Source organism: Plantactinospora veratri, from assembly GCF_036421995.1.
GTDB lineage: Bacteria > Actinomycetota > Actinomycetes > Mycobacteriales > Micromonosporaceae > Plantactinospora > Plantactinospora veratri.
The window spans coordinates 118690-135945 of the sequence record NZ_JAZGQL010000037.1 but is presented as its reverse complement, the minus strand read 5'-3'; the positions used below and the strand labels follow the sequence as shown (position 1 = coordinate 135945).

The 17256-nt window shown below is 72.8% G+C and carries 13 protein-coding genes; 6 read left to right on the top strand and 7 right to left on the bottom strand.

What is annotated here, in order from left to right:
• Positions 1-218: 218 nt before the first annotated feature.
• Positions 219-863: a hypothetical protein gene (locus V1634_RS33790; protein ID WP_331211691.1), complete on the top strand. Its 645-nt coding sequence runs from the start codon at positions 219-221 to the stop codon at positions 861-863.
• 6 nt (positions 864-869) lie between these two features.
• Positions 870-1856 (top strand): nucleoside-diphosphate kinase, encoded by a 987-nt coding sequence (locus V1634_RS33785; protein WP_331211690.1) that lies wholly within the window; start codon positions 870-872, stop codon positions 1854-1856.
• Between the two features lie 18 nt (positions 1857-1874).
• Here the strand turns inward: V1634_RS33785 and V1634_RS33780 are convergent, their stop codons facing one another.
• The 5 genes from V1634_RS33780 to V1634_RS33760 all read right to left on the bottom strand — a co-directional run bounded on the left by V1634_RS33780 (position 1875) and on the right by V1634_RS33760 (position 7833).
• Entirely contained in the window at positions 1875-2657 is a 783-nt protein-coding gene (locus tag V1634_RS33780; RefSeq protein WP_331211689.1) for a TIGR03089 family protein, read from the bottom strand.
• Positions 2658-2732: 75 nt separating this feature from the next.
• A complete protein-coding gene (locus V1634_RS33775) occupies positions 2733-3644 on the bottom strand; it encodes an NADP-dependent oxidoreductase (RefSeq protein WP_331211688.1) in 912 nt (303 codons plus the stop codon).
• A 137-nt stretch (positions 3645-3781) separates the two neighbouring features.
• A complete protein-coding gene (locus tag V1634_RS33770) occupies positions 3782-6637 on the bottom strand; it encodes an aconitate hydratase (RefSeq protein ID WP_407951900.1) in 2856 nt (951 codons plus the stop codon).
• 198 nt (positions 6638-6835) lie between these two features.
• The gene (locus V1634_RS33765) at positions 6836-7315 is read right to left on the bottom strand and encodes a TIR domain-containing protein (RefSeq protein ID WP_331211687.1); all 480 of its coding nucleotides are present in this window, start codon (positions 7313-7315) and stop codon (positions 6836-6838) included.
• A 305-nt stretch (positions 7316-7620) separates the two neighbouring features.
• The gene (locus V1634_RS33760) at positions 7621-7833 is read right to left on the bottom strand and encodes a hypothetical protein (RefSeq protein WP_331211686.1); all 213 of its coding nucleotides are present in this window, start codon (positions 7831-7833) and stop codon (positions 7621-7623) included.
• Between the two features lie 53 nt (positions 7834-7886).
• Between V1634_RS33760 and V1634_RS33755 the strand changes: the two genes are divergently transcribed.
• Together V1634_RS33755 and V1634_RS33750 are read left to right on the top strand one after the other, a co-directional pair.
• Complete coding sequence (locus V1634_RS33755) at positions 7887-8531, top strand: hypothetical protein (protein WP_331211685.1); 645 nt, start codon at positions 7887-7889, stop codon at positions 8529-8531.
• Complete coding sequence (locus V1634_RS33750) at positions 8528-9214, top strand: cellulose-binding protein (RefSeq protein WP_331211684.1); 687 nt, start codon at positions 8528-8530, stop codon at positions 9212-9214. The genes V1634_RS33755 and V1634_RS33750 overlap by 4 nt, the downstream gene beginning before the upstream one ends.
• On the opposite strand, the gene V1634_RS33745 is transcribed toward V1634_RS33750, so the two are convergent.
• A complete protein-coding gene (locus V1634_RS33745; protein WP_331211683.1) occupies positions 9174-9638 on the bottom strand; it encodes an ankyrin repeat domain-containing protein in 465 nt (154 codons plus the stop codon). The two genes, V1634_RS33750 and V1634_RS33745, sit on opposite strands and share 41 nt — an antisense overlap.
• A gap of 138 nt (positions 9639-9776) precedes the next feature.
• Entirely contained in the window at positions 9777-10670 is an 894-nt protein-coding gene (locus V1634_RS33740) for a LysR family transcriptional regulator (RefSeq protein WP_331211682.1), read from the bottom strand.
• A gap of 71 nt (positions 10671-10741) precedes the next feature.
• On the opposite strand from V1634_RS33740, the gene V1634_RS33735 reads away from it, so the two are divergent.
• Complete coding sequence (locus tag V1634_RS33735; RefSeq protein WP_331211681.1) at positions 10742-11638, top strand: dihydrodipicolinate synthase family protein; 897 nt, start codon at positions 10742-10744, stop codon at positions 11636-11638.
• Positions 11639-11695: 57 nt separating this feature from the next.
• Complete coding sequence (pulA, locus tag V1634_RS33730; protein WP_331211679.1) at positions 11696-17224, top strand: pullulanase-type alpha-1,6-glucosidase; 5529 nt, start codon at positions 11696-11698, stop codon at positions 17222-17224.
• Positions 17225-17256 lie beyond the last annotated feature (32 nt).

Below are 17256 nucleotides of genomic sequence, written 5' to 3'. Positions count from 1 at the left end.
CCGGCCGCAGTGCCCCCCGCGCGCCGCGCGGGGGGCACTGCGCGTCGTGGATCGGTGACAGCCGCTGCTATTTGGTCATTCGGCTCCGACCGGGGTGTCCGTTTGATATGAACTACCAAACCCGGTGCCGGGAAGCCCGCAGATCGGGCATTCTCGATGCCGGGGAGGTAGTCCTGTCCTCAGGGGACCAGACCCGGAACGGAAAGAGCCCGAACATCATGGACCAAGCTACGTTGCCGACACCGCTCCGCGAGGCTGTCACGGTCACCACGGCCGGGGCCACCGGGGTGGCCCGGCTGGTGATCCAGGGTCTGCTCGACCTGATCGACGACCCCGCCGCGACCGCCGCCGCGACGGAGTTCCTGACCGCCCGGCTGCCCGGCTACGCGCCGATGTGGCACATCGCCAACGCGGTACGCGCCGACGAGCCGGCCGAGGCGCTCCGCCGGATCCGGGCCGAACTCGACCACGCGGTGGAGAACACCGTGAAGGCGGCGGTCACCTGGGTCGGCGAGCAGGGTGTCCCGGTCACCTACGCGCCGAGCAGCTCCATCGTCAAGCAGATCCTGGCCCAGTTGCCGGAGTCGCTGCGCACCGGCGAGCCGGCGGTCGCGCTGGCCGGCGCCGACGCGATCGGACCGGACACCGTGCTCAACATCCGGGGTACGAGGGAGCTGGCGCAGCGGCTGCCCACCCTGATCGTCACCACCGCGCTGAAGCTGGTCCCCGCCCCGGTCTTCGCCCGCCTCGGCGCGCCGGTCTTCGAGCACATCCCGCTGGACGGCTTCGTCGGTGTGGTGCTCGACGGTGAGTTGCTCAGCCCGGGAGAGGTCGGTCGGCGAGCCGCGGAACTGCGTGAGTGACCCGCGATGGCCACCCCCGGCGCCCAGCAGATCCCCGCCTTCCTGTCGACGCTTCCGGAAAAGCGGTCCCTCTACGCGGTCGACACGTACTTCCGGGAGAGCTTCGAAGACCTGCTCGCCGTCGGTGGTGGCCGCATCGAGGAGTTCTGCCACGACCACGCACTCCTGCTGCTGAAACCGGACGCCGTGGTCACCCGCCGGCTCGGCCCGGTGCTGCGCTGGGTGTTGGCGTACGGCTTCAGCATCGTCTGGGCGGCGACGGTGACGATCGACCGGCACGGCGTACGGGCGCTGTGGCAGTACGGCCTGAACGCCGCCAGCCGGGACCGGCGGGACGCCGCCGACCTCTACGTGACGGCGTGCGAGTGCCTGCTCCTGCTGCTCGCCCTGCCCGGCCGCCCCGAGCCGGCCTCCCTGGTGCTCAGCACCGCCAAGGGGCCGGCCGACCCGGTCCGGTGCCGTCCCGGGCAGCTCCGCTACGACGTCGGCAGCTTCAACTACCAGCTCAACCTGGTGCACGCCGCCGACGAGCCGGCCGACCTGCTCCGGGAACTGGCCGTGCTCTGCAACCACGAGACCCGGGCCGGCCTCTACCGGCGCACCCTGCGCGGGTCGACGGGACCCTCCCCGGACGGTCGGTCCGAGGCGTTCGCCCTGGCCGACCGGCTGGAGGCGGCCACCCCGGAGGTCGACCTCGAACTGGACCGGACCCTCGGTGAGCTGGCCGCCGTCGCCGAGTCCCGCCGTCGCCGCGGCTCCGGCACGGCGGCCGGCGAACTCGTGTCGCTGATAGAGCGGATCCGGGCCCGCTGCTCCCGGGACTGGCGGGCGGTGGTGCGGCTGGCCGAGTCGAGCGGGGTACCGGTCAGCCGGTGGCAGCGGATCGTGCTCGCCACCCACCTGCTCGACCCGTACGTGCCCGGCGCCACCAGCCTGCTGCCGGACAGCTCCAGCACCGCCGCCGACCCGCAGGGCAGCTCCGCCGCACCCTGACCCCGCTGGGCGGGACCGTCACAGCACCCGGGTCACCCCTTCGGCCCGGCTGCGTCGCTGCACCGTCGCCGGGTCGAGGTTGGCGCAGAGCACCACGGTGGCCCCGGCGGCCAGCGGTGCCAGCAGCCACTTCACCGGGTGCTCGTGCTCGGCGGCGTCGACCAGTACCCGGTCGCCGGGGCGCAGCCCGAAGACCTCGTCCGCCATCCCCCGGGCCAGCCGGCCCCACTCGGCGTAGCTGGTGCCGTCCACACTGGCCGCGTCGTCGGGGCGCAGCGGCACGTACGGCCGCAGGTCGGCGTCGTGCCGGCGTACCTCGGTGAGGTAGTCCCGGTAGCCGGTCGGCGGCTCGGCCAGCGCGGCGCCGTCCGGCGCGAACCCGAGCACGAACCGGTGCTCCGCCTCGGGTACGTGATCGAGCCAGTCGTCGATCCGGCGCAGCGCGGCGTACGTGACGTCGAAGGGCTCCTCGACGCCCCGCCCGAGCCGGGGCAGCCCGGCGGTGGCGTCGCCGTGGAAGCTCACCGACACCCCGGCCGACCAGGTGCCGAGCAGTACGGCGGCGGTCTGCCAGTGCGGCGGCAACAGCACCGCTGCCCGGGCTCCGACGCCAAGCCCGCACCCGTGGACCAGCAGGTTCGCCGTCCGGGCCACCCACTCGGCCAGCGCCTCGGCGGTCAGTTCGGTGCGTTCCCCGGTCGCGTCGTCGTAGTAGGTGAGCAGCGGCCGGGCCGGATCCGTGGCCAGCGCGGAGGCGAAGAGCGCCGGTACCTTGCCCACCCGGACCGAATCCTGCCGCATGGAACGCCCCCTGCCCGCCGGTGCCCGCGCGAGCCGTCCCGCGCGGCACCGACGATACCGGTCCCGGCGTCCCGCTCAGTCGATGGTGAGCACCACCTTGCCCCGGCCGTGCCGGGTCTCCAATTCGCGGTGCGCCTCGGCGGCCTGCTCCAGCGGCAGCGTCCGGCGGACGTGGATCCGCAGTTCGCCCCGGGTGTGGCGGTCGACGAGTCCGGCCAGCCGGTCTGCCGACCGCAGGTTGCGGGTGACCCGGATGCCGAGTTCCTCGGCCCGGCCGTGCTCGACCAGGGTGAGGATCCGCCTGCGGTCCGGCACCAGCTCCAGGCTGACCCGCAGCGCGTCGCCGCCGGCCCCGTCCAGCGCCGCGTCCACCCCGTCCGGCGCGAGCGCGCGGACCCGGTCGGCCAGGCCCGGCCCGTACGCCACCGGGGTGGCGCCGAGCGACCGCAGGTAGTCGTGGTTGTCCGGGCTCGCCGTGCCGAGCACCGTCGCGCCGGCCGCCACGGCGAGCTGTACCGCCACCGTGCCGACCGCACCGGCGGCGGCGTGCACCAGCAGCGTCTCGCCGCCCGCGACGCCCAGCTCGTCGAGGGCGATGTGCGCGGTCTGCGCCCCGGCGGTGAAGCCGCCGGCCACCTCCCACGGCATGCCCGCGGGCTTGGCGGTGATCTGGTCGGCCGGGGTCACCAGGTATTCCGCGTAGCAGTTGAGCTGGCCGAAGCCGAGCACCTCGGCACCGACGTCGACGCCGGTGACGTCCGGGCCGAGCCGGTCCACGATGCCGGCGAACTCGTTGCCGGGCACCCTCGGCAGGTCGCCGGTCACCCCCGGCGGCGTCCAGCCGGACCGGATCGCGCAGTCGTACGGCTGCACCCCCGCCGCCTTCACCCGGATCCGTACCTGTCCCGGGCCGGGCACCGGGGTGGGCAGCTCCAGCAGCCGCAGCACCTCGGGACCGCCGTACTCGGTGAAACCCGCCGCTCGCATCGGACATCCTCCCGTCGTGGTTTCGACGAGCCGAGTCTGGGTCCTCAACCACGATTGAGGTCAAGTCGCCGGAAACGGGCCGGGCCGGTCACCCCGTGGGGTGACCGGCCCGGTCTCGCGGAGCTGGCGGCGGCGGCTCAGGCGGCCAGCATCTTGCGCAGCACGTACCGCAGGATGCCGCCGTGCCGGTAGTAGTCGGCCTCGCCGGGAGTGTCGATCCGGACCACGGCGTCGAACTCGACTCCGGTGTCCGTGGTCACCCGGACGGTACGCGGGATCTGGCCCTCGTTCAGCGCGGTCACCCCGCTGATCGAGAACGTCTCGGTGCCGGTCAGCCCCAGTGACTCCGCGTCGGTGTCGGCCGGGTACTGCAACGGCAGCACGCCCATCCCGATCAGGTTCGACCGGTGGATCCGCTCGTACGACTGGGCGAGCACCGCCCGTACCCCGAGCAGCATGGTGCCCTTCGCCGCCCAGTCCCGGGACGAGCCGGAGCCGTACTCCGTACCGGCGAGGATCACCAGCGGGATCCCGGCGTCCTGGTACGCCACCGAGGCGTCGTAGATCGAGGTCTGTTCGCCGGTCAGGTGGTTGACGGTGAAGCCACCTTCGGGGAGCGCAGCTCCCGCAGCCCCACCCTCACCCGGCATCCGCAGTTGATTGCGCAGCCGGATGTTGGCGAAGGTGCCCCGGATCATCACCTCGTGGTTGCCACGCCGGGACCCGTAGGAGTTGAACTCGTGCCGGGCCACGCCGTGCTCGGCGAGGTACTTCCCGGCGGGGGAGTCGGGTTTGATCGAGCCGGCCGGCGAGATGTGGTCGGTGGTGACCGAGTCGCCGAGCTTGGCCAGCACCCGGGCGCCGGAGATGTCCTGTACCGGGGTCGGCTCGCGGTCCATCCCCTCGAAGTACGGGGGCTTGCGCACGTACGTCGACTCGCCGTCCCAGGCGAAGGTGTCGCCCTCCGGGGTGGGCAGCGAGCGCCACTGCTCGTCCCCGGCGAAGACGTCGGCGTAGTCCTTGGTGAACATCTCGCTGCGCAGCGCGCTCGCGATGACCTCGTCGATCTCGGCGGCGCTTGGCCAGATGTCCCGCAGGTAGACCGGCTGCCCGTCGGCGCCGGTGTCGATCGGCTCGTTGGCCAGGTCGATGTCCATGGTGCCGGCCAGCGCGTACGCCACCACCAGCGGCGGGGACGCCAGGTAGTTCATCTTGACGTCGGGGTTGATCCGGCCCTCGAAGTTCCGGTTGCCGCTGAGCACCGAGACCACCGACAGGTCGTGTTCGTTGACCGCCGCCGAGACCTCCTCGGGCAGCGGGCCGGAGTTGCCGATGCAGGTGGTGCAGCCGTAGCCGACCAGGTGGAAGCCGAGCTTCTCCAGGTAGGGGGTGAGGCCGGCCCGCTCGTAGTAGTCCATCACCACCTTGGAGCCCGGGGCCAGGGTGGTCTTCACCCACGGCTTGCGGGACAGTCCCCGGTCGACGGCGTTGCGGGCCAGCAGCGCGGCGCCGATCATCACCTGCGGGTTGGAGGTGTTGGTGCAGGAGGTGATCGCGGCGATCACCACGGCGCCGTGGTCGAGTTCGTATTCCACGCCGTCGTCGCCGGTGACCTGGACCGGGTTGCTGGCCCGGCCCTTCGCCCCGGTGGCGGCGGAGACCAGCTCGTGCGGGGCGTCGGCCGGGTCGTTGACGTCGTTGGCCGGCGGGTCGCTGGCCGGGAAGGACTCCTCGCTGGCCTCGTCGGCCGGGCCATACGTGCCGTCGGCGCCGTCTCCGACGTAGTCGATCAGCGCGCCCCGGAACAGCGTCTTGGCGTTGCCGAGCGGCACCCGGTCCTGCGGGCGCTTCGGGCCGGCCAGCGACGGCTCGATGGTGGAAAGGTCGAGTTCGAGCCGCTCGCTGTAGTCGGGTTCGGCGGCCGGGTCGTGCCAGAGGCCCTGCTCCTTCGCGTACGCCTCGACGAGCGCGACCTGCTGCTCGGAGCGCCCGGTCAGCTTCAGGTAGCGGACCGTCTCCTCGTCGATCGGGAAGATCGCGACGGTGGAGCCGTACTCCGGGGACATGTTGCCGATGGTGGCCCGGTTGGCCAGCGGCACCGCGCTGACGCCGGGGCCGTAGAACTCGACGAACTTGCCGACCACGCCGTGCTTGCGGAGCATCTCGGTGATGGTCAGCACCAGGTCGGTGGCGGTGGTGCCGGCCGGCATCTCGCCGTGCAGCTTGAAGCCGACGACCCGGGGGATGAGCATGCTGACCGGCTGGCCGAGCATCGCGGCCTCGGCCTCGATGCCGCCGACGCCCCAGCCGAGCACGCCGAGCCCGTTGACCATCGTGGTGTGCGAGTCGGTGCCGACCACGGTGTCCGGGTACGCCTGGCCGCCCCGCTCCATGACCGTCCGGGCCAGGTACTCGATGTTGACCTGGTGCACGATGCCGGTGCCGGGCGGGACGACCTTGAACTCGTTGAAGGCGGTCTGGCCCCAGCGGAGGAACTGGTAGCGCTCCTTGTTGCGGCCGTACTCCAGCTCGACGTTGCGGGCGAAGGCGTCCTGCCGGCCGAAGATGTCGGCGATCACCGAGTGGTCGATCACCAGCTCGGCGGGTGCGAGCGGGTTGACCTTGGTCGGGTCGCCGCCCAGCTCGCGGACCGCCTCCCGCATGGTGGCCAGGTCGACCACGCAGGGCACCCCGGTGAAGTCCTGCATCAGTACCCGGGCCGGGGTGAACTGGATCTCCACGCTCGGGTCGGCGTTCGGGTCCCAGTCGCCGAGCTGCCGGATGTGCTCGGCGGTGATGTTCGCGCCGTCCTCGGTGCGGAGCAGGTTCTCCAGCAGGATCTTCAGGCTGTACGGCAGGCGCTCGTGCCCGGGCACCGTGTTGATCTTGAAAATCTCGTAGCTCGCGTCTGCGACGCGTAGCTGGCTCTTCGCACCGAAGGTGTCGAGGCTCGCCACGTCGTACTCCTTCACGCTGTCTTCGTCCCGGCCCATGCCGTCGGCGTCCGGGGGCGGGTCGGCCGGCCCCCGACCGGCGGGCGACCGGGCGTAGTACCCAGAGTCTTTCCTACCCAGTACCTCGCCGCAGGGCTCAGGTAACCCTTACCAACGTCCGTTCGACTCAACAAAACCGTACGTCCGTCTTGCTATAAATGCAAGCCTTTCCGGATTGCGGGACGGCCGGCTCTCTGGTCAGGGCTCGACGGCGCCGAAGCCCTGCGCCCTGATCATCTCGTCGAGCTGGTAGAACGTCCGGCTGATGCCGTTGCGCGGAAAGGAGATCGTGTACGGCTCGGCGGCCTGGGGGACGAAGTCGCAGCCCTCCTCGGCCAGCACCATCACCCGGTCGAAGCCGTGCCGTCCCTGGAAGAGACCCACCTCGTGCACCACGTTCTGCCGGGCCAGCCGCCGGCCGTCCCCGGTGAAGTCCTCGGCGGTCAGTACGCAGATCGCGAACCCGCACCGTTCGAGATAGTCGGCGAGCGCCTCGGTCACCTGGCGCCCGCCCCACGCCCCGCTCTCGAAGGAGTACACCGGAAGTTCGAACCGCTCCTCGATGAAGCGCTGCACCGCCAGCCACTCCGGATGGGCGCCGTGCGCGATGAAGACACCGTTGGGCAGCCCCGCGCTGCGCCGCTCGCTGGCCAGCGAGCGGAGGAACTCCTTGGTCACCTCGCCGAACTGCGCGTGACCGGCGCTGCGTCTCCTCGTCGAGAAACGAGATGACGTGCACGTAGCGGGCGGTGGCCAGATAGCCGGCCAGCCCGTCGAGATTGTCCCGGATGAAGTCGCACATCTCGAAGTTGGCACCGGGATGGGTGAGCATCACCCGGTCAGTGCACCGAAGCCGACGATTTCGGGTGGACCCGGAACGTGGGCGTGCACGCCCATCCGCCACGCCTCCGGTGCCGGCCCCGCCATCCATCGATGGTGGTGATACGCCTTGCTGTCCGCAAGCAGGTCGGACGCGAGCGTACTTACTGCGAGGTTTGGGATTTGTTCGGGCCGCCGGCCGGGCCGGTATCGGTGGAAGTTCCACCATCCACCGCCTTGGCGTGCCGTTCCCGCAGCCGGTCGCGGATCTGTTCCGGGGTGTACGCCCGACGGCGCCGCTCGGCCCGGGCCAGCACCACCCCGGTGGCGGCCACCCCGACGACGCTCGCCACACCGATTACCTTCCACCAGCGCATCCGCCTAGGGTAGTCGGCAGGCCCGGCAGGACGGGCGGACCGAGGTGGGAGCGATGGCCGAGGAGCGCAGCGAACTCAGCCTCGACGAGGCGGTCGAGCTGACCCGTACCGGCGACGTCTGGGTCTTCCGGGGCCGCAGCGTGCCGGATCGGGCGATCCAGTTCACCACGAACAGTCCGGTGAACCATGTCGGAATGTCCGTGGTCATCGAGGACCTGCCGCCGTTAATGTGGCACGCCGAACTCGGCCGGTCGCTGCCCGACCTGTGGTCGGGCAACCACCAGCGGGGCGTGCAACTGCACGACCTGCGCGACGCCGTCCGGGTCTGGGGAATCCGGTACGGTCAGCGCGCCTGGCTGCGGCAACTCGAACCGCCGGCCGACGACGAGATGGAGAACGGGGTGCTGCGTACCATCGCCCGCCTGGACGGAACGCCGTTCCCGTCCACCGCCCAGCTCGCCTGGCGGTGGCTGCGCGGCCGGGCGCCCGCCATGCGCCGCCGGCCGAGCGACAGCACCCTGGAGACGGCGTACTGCGCCGAGGTCGTCGCCGCGACCTACCAGGCGATGGGGCTGCTCCCGGCCTGGCGCCGACCGAACTCGTACGACCCCGGTCGATTCTGGAGCGGCGACGATCTGGAACTCTCCTCCGGACGACGGCTCGGCAACGAGATCTCGGTGCGGATTCCGGCGCGGTGAGCGCCCCCGAACCGACCCGGCCGAGGCTGCTCGCGGCGGCGCCGTGGATCGTCGTACTGGCCGGCGTCCTGGTCATGACCGTGCTCTTCGCGCTCGCCACCGGATACCTCACCGGTGACCGCCGCACCTCCGGCGCACCCGAGCCGGCCTGGCCGTTCGCCCCGGGCTCCACCCCGGCGCCGGTGGACTCCGGCACCGGTGCGGCGAGTCCGAGCGGTTCTCCGACGGCGACCCCCCGGACCCCGACGCCGACCTCGGCCCGGCCGAGCGGCGGCAAGCCGGCCGCGTCCCGTCCCGTCCCGCCGCGCACCGCACCGGCACGGTCCCGGCCGACCACCTCCGCGCCGAAGCCGCCCGAGCCGCTGACCGGCCGTTACCGGGTACTTGCCGACTTCCGTGACTCGTTCATCGCGGAGGTGCTGGTGCGCAACGAGACCGGCTCGGCACAGTCCTGGACCGTGGAACTGCGGTTCCGCGACGAGGTCGACGACCTGCGGGGCTTCTGGGTCGAGGGCGCACCCCGGCCGTCGGTGGACCGCGACGGCGGGCGGTGGATCTTCCGCAGCGGCGCGCCGCTGGCCGGTGGACAGTCCGATCCGCTGCGGTTCCAGTTCGAACGCTGGGGCGACGGCGAGCGGCCGATCAGCTGCACGGTGAACGGTCGGGCCTGCCAGATCCTGTAGCCGCCCGGAGCAGTTCGGCCGTCTCCCGGTGGTCGCCGCGTACCGCCCAGTCCAGGGCGGTGGCACCGGTACCGGCATCCTCCCGGCGGGCCGGGTCCGCGCCGTACGCCAGCAGCAGGCGTACCACCTCGGTGTGTCCCCACGCCGCCGCGCCGGTCAGCGGGAGGCCCTCGTCGCCCCGCCCGCTCTCGGTCTCCGGTGCTGCCCCGGCGGCCAGCAGCAGCCGGACGACCGGGGTCAGGCCCTGCACGCAGGCCCGGTACAGCGGGGTGCTGCCGTCCGGGGTCGCCGCCTCCGGATCGGCACCGGCGGCCAGCAGCGCGACGACCCGGGGCAGGTCCTCCCCGAGCACCGCGTCGGCGAGCCGCTTGCCGAGCTTCTTGCGTCGCCGTGCCCCGAGCCTCGTCCGCCGCCGTGTCCGCACCCGCTCAGGGTAGGAGCGACGGCCGCCGGGCGCCGCCGGATATCCGGCACCACGACCGGCCCGGCCAGGGGCGGGCTGGGCCTCGCGGCGGGAGAACGCGCTGTCGCCGGAAGCGGGATGGCGGCCGGCCCGGCCGGGTCAGCGGCCGAGGAAGTTGCCGGTGGCGGTGCGGATCGCGGCGATGAAGGCGGCGGTCGCCGGATGGCTGGCGGCGCCGCGCCGGTATGCGATCCGGGTCCGGCGCCGGGTCTCCAGCGGCACCAGCCGGACCCCGACCGGTGGCTGTGCGGCGGCGAGCTGGGGGATCACCGAGACGCCCTGCCCGGCGGCGACCAGCGCCAGCACGGTGGCGAAGTCGTCGGCGTGGTGCCGGGCCCGGGGCGTGAAGCCGGCCGCCCGGCAGACGTGCAGGGTCGCGGTGTGGCAGAGGGTGCCGGGGCTGGCCAGGATCCAGGCCGCGTCCCGGGTGGCGCGCAGCGGGTCGGCTGATTCCGGTTCCCCGGCGGGCACGGCGAGGAAGACCGTCTCGTCCAGCAGCGGCACCGTCTCCAGCCCGGGATCGGGTTCGACCGGTACGACGTCGTAGTCGTGCAGCAGACCCACGTCGAGCCGGCGCTCGCGCAGTCCGGCCGGTACCGCGACCGGGTCCAGTTCGGACACCCGCAGTTCCAGCCCGGGATGCTGGTGGCCGAGTGCGACCAGGGTGGCCGGGAGCAGCGTACGGACGGCGGTCGGGAAGGCGCCGATCCGCAGCGGGCCGGTCGGCCCGGTGGCGACCGCGGCGAGCGCGGCCGTGGTCTGTTCCAGGGCGGTCAGGACGGTCTCGGCGTGCCGGACCAGCACCCGGCCGGCGGTGGTGAGGGTGACCCGCCGCCCGGTGCGTTCCAGCAGCGGCACCCCCGCCTCCCGCTCGAGCACGGCCAGTTGCTGGGAGACCGCCGACGGGGTGTACGTGTGCGCCTGCGCCACGGCCGCGATCGTGCCGAGTCGGGCGAGATCGCAGAGCAGCCGGAGTCGACGTACGTCGAGCATAAGCTGAGCTTACGCTTCTGTTCAGAACGCTGTACTAGACCTTATGGGTCTGCCTGTCGGACGCTGTGGTCATGACCTTGTCCGGCGTGTACGTACCGCTGATCACCCCGTTCGACGCCACCGGCGCGGTGGCGCTCGACGCGCTCGTCGCCCTGACCCACCAGGTACTGGAGGCTGGCGCGGCCGGCGTGGTGGCCCTGGGCACCACGGCCGAGCCGGCGTCGCTGAACGTCCGGGAGCGGCAGGCCGTGGTCGACGCCGTCGCCCGGGTCTGCCGGGAGCGCGGCGCCCCGCTGATCGTCGGGGCCAACGCGGTGGAGACGGTCGAGACGCTGCCCCGCCGGGCCGAGGTGGTGGCGGCGCTCAGCGTGGTGCCGCCGTTCCTGCGCCCCGGCGAGGCGGGGGTACTCGCGCACTTCGCCTCGCTCGCCGCCGCCAGCCCGGTGCCGCTGGTCGTCTACCACGTGCCGTACCGGACCGGTCAGCACCTCGGCACGGCCGCGATCCGGCGCCTGGCCGAACTGCCCGGGGTGGCCGGGATCAAGTACTCGGTCGGCGGCATCGACGGCGACACCGTGGAGTTGCTGGCCGAACTGCCGCCGGACTTCGCGGTGCTCGGCGGCGACGACGCGCTGATCTCGCCACTGTTGGCGCTCGGCGCGCACGGCGGCATCCTGGCCTCGGCGCACCTCGGTACGGCGGCCTTCGTGGAGCTTGCCGAGGCGTGGCGGACCGGCGGCACCGCCCGGGCCCGGTCGCTCGGGCACCGGCTCGCCGTGCTCTCCACCGCGCTCTTCGCCGAGCCCAACCCGACGGTGATCAAGGCGGTGCTGCACGCCCAGGGGCGGATCCCGACCCCCTCGGTACGGCTTCCGCTGGTCCGGCCCCGCCCGGAGACGGTGCGGGCGGCGGTGCGGCTTGCGCAAGATGATGGATGGCGGACGCTTTCATTGCAAGGTCTTGCATAATCTTTCCGCAAAGGACTAGCGTGCGGGCGAACTTCAGCGACCAGAGGAAGGCCGTCGATGAAGCCGCTGCCGCGTACCGTTCTGCTGGTTCTCACCGCCGTGCTCGCGTTTCCGCTGGCCGGCGCCGCTGCGGTCGCCGCACCCGGACTCGACCGGGCCGGCCGGTCCGGCGGGGCGGCCGAGCCGGTCGACCGGACCGCGACCGGCGGCAGCGCGCTCACAACACAGTGGACGGCGGAACCGTCGGCCGAGGCGCTGCTCGACGCGGCCGCCGCCGACCGGAGCCGGGCCGAGCAGTTCTACTTCGTACTGCCGGACCGGTTCGCCAACGGCGACCCCCGCAACGACCGGGGCGGGCTGGCCGGCGACCGGCTGCGCACCGGCCACGACCCGACCGACAAGGGCTTCTACCACGGCGGCGACCTGCGCGGCCTGCTGGACAAACTCGACTACGTCCAGGGGCTCGGCACCACCGCGATCTGGCTGGCCCCGGTCTTCGTCAACCGGCCGGTGCAGGGCAGCGGCGCGGACGCCTCGGCCGGCTACCACGGCTACTGGATCACGGACTTCACCCGGGTCGACCCGCACTTCGGCACCAACGAGGAACTGCGGAAGCTGGTCCGGGAGGCACACCGGCGGGGCATCAAGGTCTATCTGGACGTCATCGTCAACCACACCGCCGACGTCATCGGGTACCCCGACGGTCAGACCGGCTACCGGGACAAGGCGAGCCGGCCGTACCGGGACGCGCAGGGGAGACCGTTCGAGGACCGCAACCACGCCGACGGCAGCCGTGCCTTCCCGGCGGTGGACGAGGAGTCCTTCCCGTACCGGCCGACGTTCGCCAGCGAGGCGGACCGCCGGGTCAAGGTGCCGGCCTGGCTCAACGACCCGACCATGTACCACAACCGGGGCGACTCCACCTTCGTCGGCGAGAACGGCGAGTACGGCGACTTCGCCGGCCTGGACGACCTCTGGACCGAGCGCCCCGAGGTGGTCCGGGGGATGACGAAGATCTTCGCCGACTGGGTCACCGAGCTGGGGGTCGACGGCTTCCGGCTGGACACCGCCAAGCACGTCAACCTGGAGTTCTGGCCGCAGTTCCGGGCCGGCGTCGAGCAGGCCGCCCGGCGGGCCGGCAAGCCGGACTTCTTCATGTTCGGCGAGGTCTACGACGCCAACCCGGAGGTCACCTCGACGTACGTCCGCCGGGGCGGGCTGCCGGCCACCCTCGACTTCACCTTCCAGAACGCGGCCCGGGGCTACGTGGCCAGCGGCGGCGGCTCGGCGAAGGCCCTCGCCGAGGGTTTCGCCGCCGACGACCTCTACACCGCCCGGGACACCGACGCCGGCCGGCTGCCGACCTTCCTCGGCAACCACGACATGGGCCGGATCGGCTCCTTCATCGCGAACGGCGGCACCGACCCGGTCAGCCACCTGCGCCGGGACCAGCTCGCGCACGAGCTGATGTTCCTCACCCGGGGACAGCCGATCGTCTACTCCGGCGACGAGCAGGGCTTCACCGGGCCGGGCGGGGACCGGGACGCCCGGCAGGACATGTTCGCCTCCCGGACCGCCGACTACCTCGACGACGACCTGCTCGGCACCGACCGGAGCCACGCCGTCGACCAGTACGACCCGAGCCATCCGCTCTACCGGACCATCGCCGGGCTCGGCGCGCTGCGCAAGGCACATCCGGCACTGCGCGACGGCATCCAGGTCACCCGGTACGCCGCCGACGGCCCCGGGGTCTTCGCCTTCTCCCGGATCGCCCCCGCCGACCGGGTCGAGTACGTCGCCGCGGTCAACAACGCCCCGACCGGGCAGACCGTCACCGTCGACACCTGGTCGGCCGGCACCCGGTTCACCGGCGTCTACGGCTCCGACGCGACCGCGCCGGCCGGCCCGGACGGCAGGCTGACCATCACCGTCCCGCCGCTGGCCGCCGTCGTGCTCCGGGCGGACACTCCGATCGCCCGGCCGACCGCCGCGCCGAGCGTCCGGATCACCGACCCGGCACCGGACGCCGCCGTACCGACCCGGGCCGGGGTGGTCGCCGAGGTCACCGGGGACCCGCTGGCCACCGTCACCGTGGCGGCCCGGGTCGACGGCGACCCGTGGACACTGCTCGGCCAGGCCCGCAACCAGGGCGGACCGGTGCCGTACCGGGTCCACCACGACCTGCAAGGGTTGCCGGGCGGCGCCCGGATCGAGTACAAGGCGGTGGTGCGGGACCCGGCGGGGCGTACCGGCACCGCCCGGTCGACGGCGACGGTGGGCACCCCGCCCCGGGCCGACGCCCGGGACTGGCTGGTGGTGCACTACCAGCGGCCGGCCGGCGGGTACCCCGACTGGCAACTGCACGCCTGGGGCGACATCGACCCGGCGTACCAGACGCCGTGGCCGACCGGGCAGCCGTTCGCCGGGGAGGACTCGTACGGCCGGTTCGCCTGGGTGAAGCTGAAGCCGGGCGCCCGCACGGTCGGCTTCCTGGTGGTGGACGCCGCCGGCAACAAGGACGTGGCGGTGGACCGCAGCGTCGACGTGACCCGGACCGGCGAGGTCTGGCTCAGGCAGGGTGACCCGACGGTCCATCCGAGCCGCCAGGCGGCCACCGGCGAACCGGACCCGCCGGTCGACGAGAGCGTCGCGGTGCTGCACTACCGCCGGGCCGGCAACGACTACGCCGGCTGGGGGCTGCACGTCTGGGACGGTGCGGCCAACCCGACCGACTGGGCCAACCCACTGCCGCCGGCCGGCCGCGACGAGTTCGGGATCACCTTCCGGGTGCCGCTGGCCGCCGGGGCGACCGGGCTGAGCTACATCATCCACAACGGCGACACCAAGGACCTGCCGGACGACCAGCGGCTCGACCTCGCCGGCGCCGGCCGGGAGGCGTGGCTGCTCGCCGGCACCCCCGGTCGGCTGTTGCCGGCCACCGGCAGCGCGGCCCCGGACCTCGACATCAGCAAGCAGCGGGCACACTGGATCGACCGCTCCACCCTGCTCCGGCCACCGGGGCAGCCCACCGACGGCCGGCGGTACGCCCTGGTCAGCGCCCCGACGGGTGGGCTGGCGGTGCGGGACGGCGAGCTTGTCGGGACGTACACCGAACTGCCGTTGCGGGCGGTGCCGGGCGGGCCGACGGAGGCCCAGCGCGCGAGGTTCCCGCATCTGTGGCAGTTCCAGGCCCTCAGGCTGGACCCGCGCGACCGGGCGAAGCTGGCGGCGGCGCTGCGTGGTCAGCTCGTGCTGACCGAGCGGGACGCCGCCGGGGTGCTGCTCGGCGCGACCGGCGTGCAGCTCCCCGGGGTACTCGACGACCTCTACGCGCCGGCCAGCGCCGCCCGGCTCGGCCCGACGGTCGTGAGTGGACGGCCCAGCCTCGCCGTCTGGGCCCCGACGGCCCGGAACGTGACGCTGGAACTCTCCGACTCGCCAGGCGCGGCGGTCCGGACCGTGCCGATGCGGCGTGACGACCGCACCGGAGTCTGGTCGGTACGCGGCGAACGTAACTGGCTCGGCCGCTACTACCGCTACCAGGTGCAGGCGTGGCAACCGGCGGCGCAGCGGATCGTCACCGCCTCGGTCACCGATCCCTATTCGCTGGCGCTGACCGCGAACTCCACGCACAGCCGGATCGTCGACCTGACCGACCCGGCGGCCGCCCCGGCCGGCTGGGCGGGACTGCGCAAGCCGGCGGCGGTGCCGTCGACGCGTACCCAGATCCAGGAGGTCTCGGTCCGGGACTTCTCCATCGCCGACGCGTCGGTGCCGGCGGAGCGGCGCGGCACCTACCTGGCCTTCACCGACCCGGCGACCACCGGGATGCGGCACCTGCGGTCACTGGCCGACGCCGGGGTCAGCCACCTGCACCTGCTGCCGACCTTCGACTTCGCGACCATCCCGGAACGCCGGGCCGACCAGGCCGCGCCACCCTGCGACCTGGCGGCGCTGCCGGCCGACTCGGACCGCCAGCAGGAGTGCGTCGGCGCGGTCCGGGACACCGACGGCTACAACTGGGGATACGACCCGCTGCACTACACCGTCCCGGAGGGCGGCTACGCGGTCGACCCGGACCGGCGGACGACCGAGTTCCGGCAGCTGGTCGCCGGGGTCAACGCGGCCGGGCTGCGGGTGGTGCTGGACGTTGTCTACAACCACACCTCGGCGGCCGGCACCGATCCGAGGTCGGTACTCGACCAGATCGTCCCCGGCTACTACCACCGGCTGCTCGACGACGGTACGGTCGCCAACTCCACCTGCTGCGCCAACACCGCACCCGAGCACGCCATGATGGGCAAGCTCGTGGTCGACTCGGTGGTCACCTGGGCGAAGGCGTACAAGGTCGACGGGTTCCGGTTCGACCTGATGGGGCACCACCCGAAGGCGAACATCCTGGCGGTACGGGCCGCGCTGGACAGACTGACGGTGGCCCGGGACGGGGTCGACGGACGTGCGATCCTGCTCTACGGCGAGGGCTGGGACTTCGGCGAGGTGGCCGGCGACGCCCGGTTCGTCCAGGCCACCCAGGCCAACATGGCCGGCACCGGAATCGGCACCTTCAACGACCGGCTGCGGGACGCGGTGCGCGGCGGCGGGCCGTTCGACGCCAACCCCCGGGTGCAGGGCTTCGGCTCCGGGCTCTACACCGACCCGAACGGCGACCCGGTGAACGGCACGTCGGCGGAACAGCGGGCCCGGCTGCTGCACCAGCAGGACCAGATCAAGGTCGGGCTGACCGGCAACCTGGCCGGCTACCGGTTCGTCGCCTCGTCCGGCGAGACGGTGACCGGAGCCGACGTCGACTACAACGGCGCGCCGGCCGGTTACACCGCCGCGCCGGGCGAGGCGGTCACGTACGTCGACGCGCACGACAACGAAATCCTCTACGACGCGCTGGCGTACAAGCTGCCGCAGGAGACGAGTGCGGTGGACCGGGCGCGGATGCAGGTGCTCTCGTTGGGCACGGCGGTGCTGAGCCAGGGGACCGGGTTCGTGACGGCGGGCAGTGAACGGCTGCGGTCGAAGTCGCTGGACCGCAACTCGTACAACAGCGGAGACTGGTTCAACCAGATCCGCTGGGACTGCGCCGAGGGGAACGGGTTCGGGATCGGGCTTCCGCCGGCCGCCGACAACGCCGACAAGTGGCCGTACGCCCGGCCGCTGCTGGCCGACCCGAAGCTGGTACCGGACTGCGCGGCGATCGGGCTGGCCGAGGCGCGCTACCGCGAGCTGCTGCGGGTGCGGTCCTCGTCGCCGGTCTTCGGGCTGGCCGACGCGGCCCAGGTGCAGCGGCGGGTGTCGTTCCCGCGCTCCGGGGTGGACGAGACGCCGGGAGTGCTGACCATGAAGCTCGACGGGACGGGGCTGGACCCGCGCTGGCGGTCCGTGACGGTGGTCTTCAACGCGACCCCGACGGTGGCGACCCAGACCGTTGCCGGGCTGCGGGGTACGGCGGTGGCGTTGCATCCGGTGTTGCGCGAGTCGGCCGACCCGGTACTCCGGACGGCCTCCTTCGACCGCTCCACCGGCACCTTCACCGTCCCGCCGCGCACCCTCGCCGTGTACGTCGAGCCGTACTGAGCCGGCGGCGCGGCGTGGGACGAGAGTGGCAA